General features: G+C 48.6%; 15 protein-coding genes. 2 read left to right on the forward strand and 13 right to left on the reverse strand.

The annotated features are described in order from the left end of the window. Positions 1 to 32: 32 nt before the first annotated feature. On the forward strand, positions 33 to 1055 hold the full coding sequence (locus VOA_RS06820; protein WP_001123338.1) for a hypothetical protein: 1023 nt from the start codon (positions 33 to 35) through the stop codon (positions 1053 to 1055). Continuing rightward, a complete protein-coding gene (locus VOA_RS19895; protein WP_156794479.1) occupies positions 1052 to 1462 on the forward strand; it encodes a hypothetical protein in 411 nt (136 codons plus the stop codon). The genes VOA_RS06820 and VOA_RS19895 overlap by 4 nt, the downstream gene beginning before the upstream one ends. 39 nt (positions 1463 to 1501) lie before the next feature. Here VOA_RS19895 and VOA_RS06815 read toward each other — a convergent pair whose 3' ends face one another. From VOA_RS06815 to VOA_RS06755, 13 genes are all read right to left on the reverse strand, one after another. Next, positions 1502 to 2842, reverse strand: coding sequence for a phage head morphogenesis protein (locus tag VOA_RS06815; protein WP_001275023.1), 1341 nt, complete (start codon positions 2840 to 2842; stop codon positions 1502 to 1504). Then, a complete protein-coding gene (locus VOA_RS06810) occupies positions 2830 to 3936 on the reverse strand; it encodes a phage portal protein family protein (RefSeq protein ID WP_232202798.1) in 1107 nt (368 codons plus the stop codon). Before VOA_RS06810 ends, VOA_RS06815 begins: the two co-directional genes overlap by 13 nt. After that, positions 3893 to 4324: a hypothetical protein gene (locus VOA_RS06805; protein ID WP_001018783.1), complete on the reverse strand. Its 432-nt coding sequence runs from the start codon at positions 4322 to 4324 to the stop codon at positions 3893 to 3895. Before VOA_RS06805 ends, VOA_RS06810 begins: the two co-directional genes overlap by 44 nt. Positions 4325 to 4334: 10 nt before the next feature. Further along, positions 4335 to 5336, reverse strand: a complete 1002-nt coding sequence (locus VOA_RS06800) for a major capsid protein (protein ID WP_000351258.1) — start codon at positions 5334 to 5336, stop codon at positions 4335 to 4337. Positions 5337 to 5394: 58 nt separating this feature from the next. Next, entirely contained in the window at positions 5395 to 6024 is a 630-nt protein-coding gene (locus VOA_RS06795; RefSeq protein WP_000074702.1) for an Ig-like domain-containing protein, read from the reverse strand. Continuing rightward, positions 6021 to 6404: a hypothetical protein gene (locus VOA_RS06790; protein ID WP_009356040.1), complete on the reverse strand. Its 384-nt coding sequence runs from the start codon at positions 6402 to 6404 to the stop codon at positions 6021 to 6023. Before VOA_RS06790 ends, VOA_RS06795 begins: the two co-directional genes overlap by 4 nt. 11 nt (positions 6405 to 6415) lie before the next feature. After that, a complete protein-coding gene (locus VOA_RS06785) occupies positions 6416 to 7384 on the reverse strand; it encodes a hypothetical protein (RefSeq protein WP_001266020.1) in 969 nt (322 codons plus the stop codon). A gap of 9 nt (positions 7385 to 7393) precedes the next feature. Further along, on the reverse strand, positions 7394 to 7906 hold the full coding sequence (locus VOA_RS06780) for a phage major tail tube protein (protein WP_000818629.1): 513 nt from the start codon (positions 7904 to 7906) through the stop codon (positions 7394 to 7396). A gap of 8 nt (positions 7907 to 7914) precedes the next feature. Then, positions 7915 to 9708, reverse strand: a complete 1794-nt coding sequence (locus VOA_RS06775; RefSeq protein WP_000818953.1) for a phage tail sheath family protein — start codon at positions 9706 to 9708, stop codon at positions 7915 to 7917. Between the two features lie 72 nt (positions 9709 to 9780). Then, the gene (locus VOA_RS06770; protein WP_000222510.1) at positions 9781 to 10122 is read right to left on the reverse strand and encodes a GPW/gp25 family protein; all 342 of its coding nucleotides are present in this window, start codon (positions 10120 to 10122) and stop codon (positions 9781 to 9783) included. Between the two features lie 121 nt (positions 10123 to 10243). Further along, positions 10244 to 10966, reverse strand: coding sequence for a phage baseplate assembly protein V (locus tag VOA_RS06765; RefSeq protein WP_000482340.1), 723 nt, complete (start codon positions 10964 to 10966; stop codon positions 10244 to 10246). A gap of 8 nt (positions 10967 to 10974) precedes the next feature. Continuing rightward, positions 10975 to 12627: a phage terminase large subunit gene (gene terL / locus VOA_RS06760; RefSeq protein WP_000015637.1), complete on the reverse strand. Its 1653-nt coding sequence runs from the start codon at positions 12625 to 12627 to the stop codon at positions 10975 to 10977. After that, a complete protein-coding gene (locus VOA_RS06755) occupies positions 12624 to 13175 on the reverse strand; it encodes a phage protein Gp27 family protein (protein WP_000035468.1) in 552 nt (183 codons plus the stop codon). Before VOA_RS06755 ends, terL begins: the two co-directional genes overlap by 4 nt. Positions 13176 to 13241 lie beyond the last annotated feature (66 nt).

Raw genomic sequence — 13241 nt, forward strand, 5'->3', positions numbered from 1 at the left:
AATGGTGTTCAATGTCAGTCAGGAGACTTTCCGTGCCAATATACGATATGTTTGATAAAAATAAGCTTTATAGATGTCCTGTGGGCCAAAATCCTGAGTTCTGTAAATGCGGTTCTTGCCAAATGCAGCGAAATTGGGACAAGAGTGTTGCAGCACTGAGAATGGCCGAGGCAAAAAATTTTGCACCATTAGGCTCTACCACGCCTATGAGCCACAGTGTGATACCACCAGAGCCTCCGAAGCAAACCATTAAAGAAAGGTTGGAAGCGCAGCGAAAAGCCAATATGGATGCCAATGAGACAGCATTCACAGAAGCACAAGCTCGCAATAAACCACAAATTGCCGCTGAAAATATGTATTGGCCGCCTTACAACCCTTTAGCACCAGAAGGCCAGAAAGAGATCGAGGTCGAGTATGTGAAACCGATCGTGAGTATCGCGGTATTGTCGTTGGAGGAAGCCCAAGAGCTATACAGCAATTTAGGTGGAAAAGAAACGATTGGCACCACTAAGTCTTATGGTGATTTAGCGAAAGGCTCAGCGGAAGCTTACGCCACTGCAAAAGGACTAGGCGGGCTCGGAGTTAAGGCGTCAACGAAGACCATTCATGGTCGAGACTGGGTGATTATTCGTGATTTTCGTCGTCATCAACAAACCCTAATGAAAGGAAATAAGTGGGGCGCAGCAAATCCCAAAGTGGTTCAAGCTGGACTCGGTTTGAACGATCTCAAGGGCGCAGTTCGATATGTTCGGTTTAACGCAGGTATTGAAATCGCGTTTGCAGTTGGAGTAAATGCTGTCGACTATATACTGCGCGACGATGCAACCCTGGCAGAACTTGGCGTTAACTCGGCAGGAGATTTGGCAAAAGGGTTTATATCTCTAGCAGGCGCAGCGTTACTCACTGCTGCGATGCCAGTAACACTTGGAGTGCTAGGTACTGGTGTATTATTTGCAACTACGTCATTTGCAATTGGACAAATATTGGATTTTGTCGATGCCGAAAATGGATATTCAAAAAATATAACAAAAGCAGTAGAAGAGTATTTTCAGTGAATTATATTAGAATTGTTTTATTTTCATTATTAACATGGCTAGGTTGGTGGATATCATCTGACAACGTAAGTAAAGCGTTTGGTCCAATATCTTCTATTGTTGAAGTGTCTGGTGTTCTGAATGTATGGGCTGGTTTTTGTAGCATCATTGCGGGTCTTTATCTTGTCATATATTCGATAAAAGACGAGTTCAAGTTATCTATCCCGATTGGTGAAATCAATAAGGTCATTATTGTCTCAACCTTAATAGTGTCACCTTTGCTAACTATAGCCATTTATAGCCAAATGCAGTCTGTTGTTTCTAGTTATGTCGAATGTAAAAGTGAACGAAAGATTTCCAGTCGTTACTCAAGCCGGACGTATGCAGTCAGTGAAGAGTTATGTTCTGCGTTGGATCAACATGAGTAACGTTGGTTATGAGGTCTCCTTCTGAAAAGGAGACCTCTGCTATATTTTTAGTGTTAAAAATATCTGTTGCTCTATTTCAGATTTAGTCATGCTGACAAGCTGATAAATTTGGCTGCTATCGTATGCACTTGCAAAGGCTACGGCTCTGAGTGAGTCATCCAGTTCAAGTACGAACTGTAAACTAGGTAAGAAACTCCCATCCTTAAGCTCATCAAAAACCAACCACACTTCATCGGGAGATGTGATTAGCTTATCCTGTATCATCTCGCGGAACGGCTCTAGTTCGGGTGATTGTATTATCGCTTTGCTGAGGGTTGCCGTAGACAACCCTTGCTTGGTCACCGCTTTGGCTTGCTCTTTCAGCACACGCTGGCTTTGCGCATAAGAGTAATTCAAGATGCTTTGTGTCAGTCCATACTCTTGCGCTCGCTCCATCATTGACGCTGGTAGCGTTTTCATTGATACCAGCGGCGAACTGGTGAACTGATGCTCTTTGCCTGTGGTGGCATCGTTATCCAATGCTTTGCCACTAATCTGCTCTGATGCTCGTTGCATTGATGTTGGTAGCGCCTCATACTGCTTACGTGAAAGCACCGATACCGTGGCGCGGCATTTGTGGTGATTCGGTGGATAGAAGCTTTCCCAAAACGGGTCGTTTTTGGGTTTGATCACGCCATCGATCTTCCTGCACAGCTCAGTCGTTCCTGAGTCTAGGACGGAGGAATAGACCAGGAACTCAACCAAGTCATTATTCGCAATCTGAGTCCAGCGGCCAGAGTTATACGCCGTCATCATATTGTTGCGATAGTGCAGATCTAGCCAATAAGTGTTGGCTTCAGATACTCCTTCTTGCTCTAGAAGCTGACGAATATTACCCAAGGTTTCAGAGCGAGATGCGCCGCTTTCTAATGCAGCTTCATAGCGCTTTTTCACTCTGTTTACCGCATCAATACTGGAGACGTTCGCAACCGTAAAAGCACGAAGTTTCATCGCCGCTTCCATTTGACGATACTCTTTGGTATCGGTCGGTATCATCGCTTTGAGTGAATCAATCGCTTCCTGAAAAGGTACATCATCCACGGCAAGATAAATGGGTGCGTAGGTCAGCTCGATGGGCTTATCTTCAGCTTCAGTGATGGCATTATTAATATGCACCTGACCAAGCAACCAACTCACCATCATCGATGCGGCGTAGATATTGGTGTACTGATTGGTGGCTTGGGTAATATCGATATCGTCAGGGTTTGAATGGGCCTTGAAAGCCGTTTCTAATTCCCTTGAAAGGCTCTTGATAGTTAAAGATAACGCCTCATTTTCGAGGCGCTGTAGTTTGGTGAGGTTACTGGTCTCTTTCTTATCGAGACTCTTTAAAGCAGACATAGGTGCTTTCCTGGTATATCTGAAAATTCCAGACTTGGATGTTGATTAAAACCTTGTACCGGTTCAACCCCTGAGCCGTTCGCCAGTGCAGATTCCAACATGGCTTTGTAGGCATCTTCATCCACTCGGATTTTGATACTGCCTTCACGCCCATTAGCTAAGAATATCCACTTAAACAGTGTATCGTTGAGCGTCTTATGCACCATGCGAGCATCGCGTTTGGAGACGCGCATAGCCGCACGTTCGTGAACTTCACCCAATGAACGAGAGCCGTATTTTTGATTGCCACCCGTGAGAGTCTGCCCTGTGATGCGCTTGGAGATTTTATTGTCGATGTATTCAATAGTACGCAGTAGCTCGTCCACCTTGCCGTTCGCATCGAGCGCAACAATCTCTTTCACGCCAGACAGGGCAACCGCATCGCCGTTCATCACAGGAGCCAATGAGTTTGCAATCGCTTGCAAGTCATTTTCGCCATTGGCATTTTCAGCCAATGCAATAGCCGTAGGAATGGCATACTTCTCACCCAAGCGTTCGATGTTCGCCCAGCTAATCCATTTACTTTGCCAGATTGGCCAGACTGATTCTAAGATGGTTTCGCCGTACGGACGCTCAGTGGTCGCATTGCGCAGAACGGGAATGACTTTACCTGTCACCGGTGTTCTTGCGGTGTAGTCCGCCGCGCTGTACACCAAGGTGCCATCTTTTAATAGACGAAAGTCTTCAGGGCGTTTTTGCTCAGAATTAGTGAGGACAAGCAAAGATCCATCTTTATCCCAAATCAGCTCCACTGGCATAAAGCCAAATTCGGTGGCACTGAGCATCTGCTCCATGAGCATTTCTAAATCAAAGTCCACCGTCACCTCGTTGTAAAACGCGATGTCACTGGCAGAGCCTTCAATCACGTAAGGCACGGTCATGGCGGTGGCATGGCGCATTTCAATGTCTGACGCCACCTCTTCATCGAGCAACATGGCGCGAATCGCACCAAAATAGTAGTTACTGCTTTGGTAACGCGCATTGCCCAACTCGGTTGGCAGTGGATAGTGATTAACGATAACGTCGGTGGGAAGCCGAGCGATAAGGGACGACAATGTGAGATTCTTTATCACGGGCAATCGCAGCTCCTGTGTATTGAGCGCCACTTTCAGCGCCATTATTCAGACCAAGTAAAGAATTGATTAACGCGATGGCTTCCTCTTTGCGATCGTCAAAATCAAACTCGCTGATTTCGCCCAACTCATAGATAGCCATTTGAGTCATGGCTTCAGTCAGCACTTCTTTATCATCATCGCTGTAGAGTCGGGTCAGTGCATTTTTTTGACCAAGATAGGCATAGCACCAACGGGCGGAAGATTGGCAGGCGGTCTGAGCATTTCTGTCGTCGTTGTAAGTTAAGGACTCATAGATTTGCCCATCCAGAGAGTCAGCAACTCCCTGGATGGTGACCATCGCTCTTAACTGAGTAAGGGTAATAGCCATTAATCGTTCCTTACGCCAGTGCGTTGTCTGCCCAACAAATGGCATCAACGATAACCGCTGGTAACGGCTTGGACATGGTGTAAACATCTGCACCACTTGGATCATCCACCTTCTTCACTTTTGAGAAGAAGGGTAATGCCTGAAGACCTGCGTCTAAATCATCCAGTGCCGCGTAGTAAAGATTGTGACCTGCATCGAGATCAATCATCACCATCTTGTCATCATCAACGGTTTTCACTCGAGTTTTGACACCGCCTACCATGGTTTCGTAAGAGCCGCTTTCGGAGTGGATAATATATCCCCCCACATTCACTTGGCTTTTACCGACTTTGACATCGAGCACATTCGATTTGTTTTGGCCTGCCAGTGTCAGAATGCGAGCGAATAACGTCTTACCACATAGGGTTTCTACGTTAATGCCGTAGCCTTTTGCCTGAATGGCTTCATCCATTTCTTGCAGTGCGGTGTACACCATTTCAATCGTTGCATCAGCAGCATTCAGTGCGGTCGCAAAGTGGTAGCGAAGGGTTTCGCCATAATCGACTTCAAATAATTCCATCGCACCATCGGTGGTTTTCATGGGGTAAGCAATCTTACCTGTAAGCGATTGAGCACACAGCGCTTCGGTGGAGAACTCAATTTTTCGCATGACACCAAACTGGAGCATGTCAAAGAACTTTTGAATGTTCTGTAAGCCCAGCGCTTTCATGTTGTTCAGCTCTGCTGCGGAAATATGTGATACGGTCGAGAACCCCTGAGGCTCAATAGCTTGCGTTTCTACATCATCACCGCCTAGCTGATAAGCCTTGGTGCCACGTCGCACAACCGGAATATTAGAAAGAGTCTCTTTCAATGCACTCCACGGAATACGCACACTTGGGTAAAAGATCGCTTGGCCAAACACCTTATTGCGGATACGCATGGGAACAGGCTTACGTTTTTTATAGTTATTGAGCAGCTCTGCCCATTCTTGTGGCGCTAACAGGCCGCGTAAAATATCAATAATATCCATACTTCTTTCTCTTTATAACAGCCGCTTATTGAACGGCTGTGTGCATTAATGGGTGTGGTTACTTCTCTGAGCCAGACTCAGGCGCATCGACGCTAGGTTGTGGTGAGCCATCCGTTGATGGGGCGTTCTCGTTTGGTGATGCATCTTCAATCACTAAGCCGAAACTGTCCTCAACACGTGGGTAGTCACCTTTTTTGGTAAACGCCACTTGAATGGAGACTTCACCATTACCCACAGGGGTGATGACGCCTGTCTTCTCATCCACAGTAGCCACCGAAGTGTCACTGGAGGAATACTTCACAACTTGCTCGTAGGGGTTGTTGATCCCCAAACTGAACTTGCCTTCGTTATCACCATCAGAAAACACAAGAGTGGCGTAAGGCACTGGCGCATCATCCACTTTCACGAAGCCGACGTGCTCCAACGTTGAATCATCTTCAAGGCTTTTATCTTGGATAGATTCAGCGGAGGCTTTCACTGCAGGCTGACCCAGTTGGTGATACACATCGCCTTCACGTTTGAGGATTTGCAATTTCGCAATGGCTTGCTCAATCAAATCGTTTCGACGTGAGTGATGCAGCAAGGTGCGAGGATGTGCCCCCATCTGTACAAAAGCGTTGGACGCTTCACGCAGCGCTTTGGAAAACACACCATCTTGTTTGGCTTTTTGTTGTTCTAGCGGGCTCATAGCCAGGATCCTTCTGTGAACAGATGAGATAATGACAAGGCGAACTCATTGGAAGCGGAAAGCGCACTACCATCGGCAAGCACAACGCGATCACGAAGGTAAGCACCAAGACGAAGTGTAGAAACCGATACATCACCTTCCATTTGTTTTGCGATCACAATACCCAGCGTAACTTGAGTCACCGTCAGGCTTCCTGCACCACCATCTTGTACGGTTATCAAAGGGGAACCGTCCCAACGCGCCGTAATGACACCATCTGTAATGACGACCACATGACCAGGCTCTAAACCTTCCACGGCATTGACCATCATTTGTTGGATAACGTTGCCACCGTTGTAACTACCGATAATGGCAGGTGCGCCCTTGATGGTCGTTTTCATTCCAAAATCCATTACCAACCCTCCGGATCAAAGTTGTCTTTTTTAGCGCTGCCGTTATCAGCCAGCTCTAAGTGTTGGGTTAACTGATCCCACGCCGATGATTTCGCAGGAGCTGCTTTCTTCTCTGGCATGGCTGTCAGCATGCTCTTGAGTTGACTGTAGCGGTTGCCATCACCAGGCGCGCAAAGCTCAATAGCAGTTGCACCTTCAATCATTGCTTTTACGCTCTTGCGCAGCTCATCACTCATCTCACGTGAGTCCGCAAGTTCAGTCAGCGTTTCTTTGCGATCACCCGCTAACGTGTCTTGCATAGCGGTAACTGCAGCACTGGATTTGTCGCCATCAGTGGTGGTTTCACCATCTGTATTAGGTCCGCCGTCTTTTTTAGCCGGTGCAGGCGAGCTGGGTTTAATGCCCATCGCTTCAAGCTGCTCTTTGACAGCATCGCCAAGTAGCGCTTTCAGTTCGTCTTTCTTCATCGTTATTCCTGTTTCATTGTCATCAAAGCCAGACTGGGGGCCGACTTCTGCACTGAGATAGATAGCGCCATCGCAAAAATCGCTATCGCTGAGATTCACCACATCACGAGTTTTGGTGTCCGCCGCAGGAGGAAGCTGCCCCAAGAACGCAAGGTGGTGCATGTACCATTCACCGTCTTTATCTGGCACCGGATGGATACCGGCACTAAAACCCTCGAATGCGCCTGAATCTTCCAATGCCTCCATCTCAGGGGTGTAGACCACTTCACCAACCAGTACTGTTTTTCCGGCTTTATCACCACGGCCGGCTTCGGTTCGAAGGTTGGACGCTCGTCCCAACACGGCAATCTTGTCGCTGCCTTTGGTTGGGTGACCAGGGGTCACCGGTGGACGAGCGTCCGGTTTGTAGTTGCGAACCACCGATTCCAACTGCGCTTTAGTGACAGGCTGACCATTCTTTTGAATACCATCAGCCACTATCTCTAACTTACGAACTCGCATAACCGCTCCTTACAAAGTGACTGTGACACCAAACTGACCAGGGTTATCTGGCGGGTACTTCGCACCCGTTTGCATGTCGAGCATGAACACACGCCCCGAGGTATTGCTGATCTCAATAAAGTGCACAGCAATGTTGGCGGTGTAAGGTGACCCTTCATCGTTGTAGCCAGGCACTGGCGGATTCTTCACATAGCCATGAATACGAGTGATACCGGCATCGATGATTTTCGTGCCCGTGTCAGAGTCCAGCATTCGCACTTGGCCCGTCATGCGCAGCTTTATCCAACCGTCGTTATTGGTTAGTTGCTTCACATCACCTAACGCGACGGACTGAAACTCGATGGTTGCCGTTGGCGCTTCGTATTTGCCGGTAGGCACTTCAACATCACCCAGACCACCTAAGCCGCCCACGGTGGCCATCTTACGTTGCAAATCCGCGCTCGCACTTTTTACACGTCCAACGTATTGGGTCTCATTGATGAACGTCATCTGGTCACGCCAGACCACACTTTTCTCTGCCATGACTTACCTCACGCAATCAGCTTGTTAAAGGCACTTTCCAAGCCTTTAACGTAAATTTCAGCCACAAACTCGACACTCTGCATAGGTACAGGGGGCGTCATTCGATAGCGGTACTTAATTTTGCCAAGCATCAGATTGGTAAGCGGGTTATCGCCGGCATCAATCGACACGCTGCTGTACACCAACGCCGTGCCTTCTTTCGAACGCAGATAGTCGTTCACCGTATCTTTCACGCGACCACACGTGGTGTTGGCAATATCGGTGGGACTGGTGAACATCGGAAAGTCCAGGAACTGACGAGTGACGTCTTCGATGCTCTCTTCAATGATGTCGGCCGTGCGACGCACCGAAAGAAACGACAGGTAATCGCTTTTGGCTGGGAACGCCGTCGAGTAGTTACCAAAGTTCTTCCAACCGCCATGGTTCATCAGCGTGGTAATACCGTTCACGTTGAGATAGTTCACATCACACGACGGGTCGCTTGGGATGTAGTCGAGCTCAATCGATGGTCCAATCACATCCGCCATCACATAGTTTGATGGGGAGCACCAGTAACCCGTCTCCGGCACAATGTTCTGCTCGGTTTGGTTGCGATCTACCTGGGCAATCAATCCACACAGGCTTGGCGCGTACCAATCCACGACCGTTGCGCCATCTTCAGCTAACACTTTCGGGCGCGGCCAACCCACATACGCACGTTGTGAGGTGTACTTTTGTTTCCACGCGTAAGCTTCTTCTGGGGTTGAAATATGCTCTGGCATATCTCCCACCCAAATACCGCGAATGGTACTCACTGCGGCAACCGCAAGCCCCATAGCGCCATCCTTGTGCAAGATGCCAGGAGCCATGTTAATTTTGGATGAGAAGCCGTAGGTCTGTTTCGCTTTGCGAAGCAGCGGCAGCGCTTCCATAAATTTCGCCAGCAGCGCATCGGTCACGCGAGCCACTGTTAATACGTAGGTCAATTCAACGCCCGCCACGTCACCCACATTGATGGTGACATCATTATCATTGGTGTAGCTGTAGTTACTCTTAGGTGCGAGCGTCACCGTGACCACCGTCTGACCTTCAGACAAAGGCGTAATGGTGCCGTCACTGCTATCAACCAATGCAATCGCTTCATCATCAATCGACCAGACAGCAGTCTGTTCGTATGGGTTGGTTAAGCCGTTCGGCTGAGAGTCTGCGCCTAAAAATGCGGTTGCCATGGAATCACCAAGCACAGCCGGACTCATCACTTTGCCTGCGTTCGGATTGGTTTGAGCCACCATCACGCCATAGACATGCGCTTCGTCGACATCATTCTCACCATCGTTAAAGGTGACTAACGCAGTGATGTTGGCAATACCTGCTTGTACGGGAGTGACAACACCTGTCACCGCATCAACGGTCGCAATCGCTTTATTGTCTGAGCTGTACGCAATGTCATAGGCGTGAGGGTTTGAAATTGAGATAGGCAAGCTTGCACCATCATCAATATAGATAGAGGTACTAGACGTGCTCATCGTTACGCCAGAGACCACAGGCTCTTCGACTTCAGGGAAGTCGCTGTCTTTACCTAGTGGGATGGCAATAATGGAGTTGCTTGGCACATAGTTGTGAACACGACGAATGGCATTTTTCAACGTGCCTTCACCGAAGACTTTTTTCGCGTCGTCGTAATTGGTGGTGTGGTAGAGCTTTAATGGCTCTGCCAACTCAGAGGTGCCGAACACACCAATCACACTGGACGACACTTCGATGACCGAAATGGGACCTGTGAGCGATTCGATGGTTCGGATGCCGTGAAGTAATTCGGCCATGGATACTGTCTCCTGTTAATCAGTGGAGTCAGTATCTGAGATTTCTATGGGGATAATTTCCGTTCGGCAGGGTTAGGCGTTGGTGAAATCGAACACTTCACTTTGACCCGTGGCGAGGATTTGGCAAGAAAGCTTAATGCCAATGATGCCCTGTGGCAAATCAGTTTGGTATACGATGATGTTTTCCAGCCTAACGCGAGGCTCGTACTTAGCCACCGATTCGGCAATCGAGACTTTCAGACCTTGCACTTCCCATTGAGGCTTATCAACATACTCTAACGCATCGGCCGCGTAGTCCGGCATGTAAATCCGTTCACCTTTCCCCGTGTACACAATCATAAAAAGCGACTGCTTAATATCGGACACCAAATCGGTATTTCGTCCGCTTGCTGCAAATTTGAGTGAGTAGGTCATGCGTACCCCGTTTGAATTCGTTTGAAATCCGGTTTGAATGAGTTTGAATAAAAATATTCGAACATTCACACCAGATTGAAATTAAACGCCCTTAGAATCGCTCTGAGAGCGTTTTGTTATTTTATTGATTTGCACCGGAGGTTAGTCTGCCTTCAGCGTCATTGTGGGTATGGCTAATCACAGCGACCGTTACCCCATTAATGGTGACTGAGCCTTGCATAACTGCGCCGCTGCTCATCACTGCCGCGCCGCCAGTGGTACTGCCGTAACCCGCCGCGCCCACCAAACCGGTGAAGGTGGCCGTTTTCATTCCCGTCAACGTATCCATCAAGGTGGTAGCTTTGACGACCTTGAGCGTATTAAGAAGCTCGGTAGCTCCGGTCACTTCCAGTTTGGCATCAATCAATACCTTGTCGGGGTTGACGGTGATGGCTGGTGTTCCACCGCCAATCTTGAGCACGCCCGTTTGAGTTGACTGGTCATACTCTAAAAGCGTGCCGTCTTTAAAACGAACTCCAAACTTATCAACGTTTGCGACATAAGGTTTGGCTGACTTGTTCGCCATGGAGCCAAGGACATAGCCGGACATCATTGAGCCACTGGGAATGAACAAGCACAGCACTTGTTCACCGGCTTCTAAGTTGCACGAGATACTCACGCTTTTGCTGCGCATCCCCAGAACAGGAAGCCAGTCAGATTCTGGATACGGCAGTCCAGGGAACGTGACCTTCACGCGTCGCAGCTGGGCATCGACTTTACTGACCTCCCCAATGCACACCAGTTTACGCAGCATCGAGAGCACATCACTGAGCTTGTTTTTTATCTCTGCCAGTTTGTTAAACATGCCGCCTCCTAACGCAGTATCCGGCTTAACGCACCACCGCCGAATCGAGACAGAGTCTGCGCAGCCGAGCGGATAGGCCTTGGTGTTTGTGGCACTGCGCCACCCATAAAGCCGGATTCAAATCCACTGATGGCCATTTCAACCGCATCAGGGCCATCATCATGGCCACGTGGAAACTCTAGGAACATTTGACGCAGCAGCGTTTGGGTTTCTAAGAACTGGATAAGACCGTTCTCCACTTGAGAAGACAGAGACTTGATCCGCACCTGCTTATTACCGCCTTTGAACTCACGAACCGGAAGACGCACACCTTTCTTCTTGGCGTAACGCATCACTTCTTTTTTGTAGATCTTCTGGAAGGCGACCGTTTCAAACATCACAAAAGACGGCCGATGTTGCAGATACACATCCACAATGCGTTGAGCAAACTGCAAGTCCGATTCCTTCCAGCCTTTGGCAAACAGCACATGATCCACCATGGTGATTTTGTGGCGAGCCACGACCGCAATAAATGACCAGTCGCCTTTTTTGAGTCCTGTTGCAGGGTCAACCGCCATACCAATGGTGCAGTCTCGAAGATCAAGTTCGTAAGGCTTGAAGTAGACAAACCAGTCTTCTTTAAAGTCGGCATCTTCATCGGCAATCGGGCGGTTCATCCATTCCGTCCACCACGCACTGCCGGAGGCTATCCGCTTATTCTCTAAGTCTTGCAAACTCCAGCGAGACGGGAACAGTGGACGCCCTGAAGGCGTAATGGCACTAAAGCGCAAACCTAGCCAGTTCGGCAGACGACCGTCTTCAATTTGGTTTAACAAGCGTGACGGCAAGTCGTCTGGGTGCATGATGGTATTGGCGATGATGGTCAGTGCGCCTTTACCCAAGTTCATAATAACGCGCTTAAACCAACGCTCAGCCTGACGACGCAGCGTGGGCGATTCCACCTCTTTATCATCCAGCAAATCATCACAGATGATGTGGGTCGGACGTTGGTATTTGTTCTTGATACCACGAAGACGTTGACCACGACCCACCGCAACAATGGAGGAACCATTGGCGAGCTTTATCTTACGCTTGGTCCAAGTGTTGCCTCGCTGCTCGCCGTAGTCGTCTAGGATAAGTTCGTTATCTTCTAAGTCATCCTTGATGGCGTCCATCATCTCTTTGGCACTATCCGCCGATGCACCACAAATGACAATGAAGGAACCAGGGTGATTGAGCGCCAGCCACAGCGGCATCGCCTGAGTGTTACGGGTAGTCTTACCGTGGTCACGCGGCTCAATATCAAGAATACCTTCATACTCGCCACTGATGGGTTGCTTAATAAAACCATGATCGCGTGGGTCGATGAGCTCTTTAAACAGCGCTTCATCTTGACGGTTAAGATTTCGATTGGCGGCAAGACGTGTGAGCGCCAGTTGGTATTCACTGAACACCAGCGTGAACGCATCGGGCATGTAGGTTTGACAGAAGTAAGAAAAGTCATGCTTGGATTTGGCGCGGCGTTTCTTGCGGGCTTTTTCTTCCTTCTCTTGACGTGCTAACGCTCGCGCTTCTTGCGCCTGACTTTGTTTGGCGATGCGTTTGTTTTCAGCAGCGATATTGGCGCTGTCACGAATGTTCTCTAAATCCGCATCAGACAAACCTTCAAACAGGCCACTCATCGACGGCCTCGTTTGGGTTTCTGCTCAATGCGAATTTTCTGGATGATGCTCACCAGCTCAAGCAGCAGCTCTGGGTGTTTCTCTTTGAGCATATCGGTGAGCTGACTTTCAAACTCCGCTTTCGCCGCATCAACGCCTTTACGAAACTCGACTTTCAGACGATCAAGGTTGACCTGTGCATCAGACAGACGTGCCAAAAGGTTGGCAAGTTTATTGGGATCTTTAAATGATTCAGGACCAAACTCCAACTCGCGCAGCACCTTAAACATGTAGCGCTGCATGATTTGTAAGTTCAGCTCTGAAATATCGGTGTTTGGACTGTCCTTGAATTCCTTTAGAAAGACCTCTGCCTGCTCTTGAACCAGACGCTGCTCTTCAATCAATTCTTGGTTACTACGAATGACACGATGCACCGACGAACGGGAGATATCAAAGCCGTCCTCTTTAAGCTGGGCGGCGATTTCATCCAAATTCAATTTGTCTACGGTGTACATCTCAATGACGCGCTCAAGCAGCCCGTGCAATTCCACCTTTGAGCGTGGGGCCATGGGTTTTCCTTTTTATTATTTTAGTGAGCTTGAAGCTTACCCTCATGTACCGTTTACATTTCCGTT

Source organism: Vibrio sp. RC586 (assembly GCF_000176715.1).
Taxonomy (GTDB): Bacteria; Pseudomonadota; Gammaproteobacteria; order Enterobacterales; family Vibrionaceae; genus Vibrio.

What these genes read in the sequence shown, in the direction of transcription:
- VOA_RS06815 (WP_001275023.1), bottom strand. Translation starts at nt 2,842, where the DNA reads ATGTCTGCTTTAAAGAGTCTCGATAAGAAAGAGACCAGTAACCTCACC.
- VOA_RS06805 (WP_001018783.1), bottom strand. Translation starts at nt 4,324, where the DNA reads ATGGCTATTACCCTTACTCAGTTAAGAGCGATGGTCACCATCCAGGGA.
- VOA_RS06800 (WP_000351258.1), bottom strand. Translation starts at nt 5,336, where the DNA reads ATGGATATTATTGATATTTTACGCGGCCTGTTAGCGCCACAAGAATGG.
- VOA_RS06795 (WP_000074702.1), bottom strand. Translation starts at nt 6,024, where the DNA reads ATGAGCCCGCTAGAACAACAAAAAGCCAAACAAGATGGTGTGTTTTCC.
- VOA_RS06790 (WP_009356040.1), bottom strand. Translation starts at nt 6,404, where the DNA reads ATGAAAACGACCATCAAGGGCGCACCTGCCATTATCGGTAGTTACAAC.
- VOA_RS06785 (WP_001266020.1), bottom strand. Translation starts at nt 7,384, where the DNA reads ATGCGAGTTCGTAAGTTAGAGATAGTGGCTGATGGTATTCAAAAGAAT.
- VOA_RS06780 (WP_000818629.1), bottom strand. Translation starts at nt 7,906, where the DNA reads ATGGCAGAGAAAAGTGTGGTCTGGCGTGACCAGATGACGTTCATCAAT.
- VOA_RS06775 (WP_000818953.1), bottom strand. Translation starts at nt 9,708, where the DNA reads ATGGCCGAATTACTTCACGGCATCCGAACCATCGAATCGCTCACAGGT.
- VOA_RS06770 (WP_000222510.1), bottom strand. Translation starts at nt 10,122, where the DNA reads ATGACCTACTCACTCAAATTTGCAGCAAGCGGACGAAATACCGATTTG.
- VOA_RS06765 (WP_000482340.1), bottom strand. Translation starts at nt 10,966, where the DNA reads ATGTTTAACAAACTGGCAGAGATAAAAAACAAGCTCAGTGATGTGCTC.
- terL (WP_000015637.1), bottom strand. Translation starts at nt 12,627, where the DNA reads ATGAGTGGCCTGTTTGAAGGTTTGTCTGATGCGGATTTAGAGAACATT.
- VOA_RS06755 (WP_000035468.1), bottom strand. Translation starts at nt 13,175, where the DNA reads ATGGCCCCACGCTCAAAGGTGGAATTGCACGGGCTGCTTGAGCGCGTC.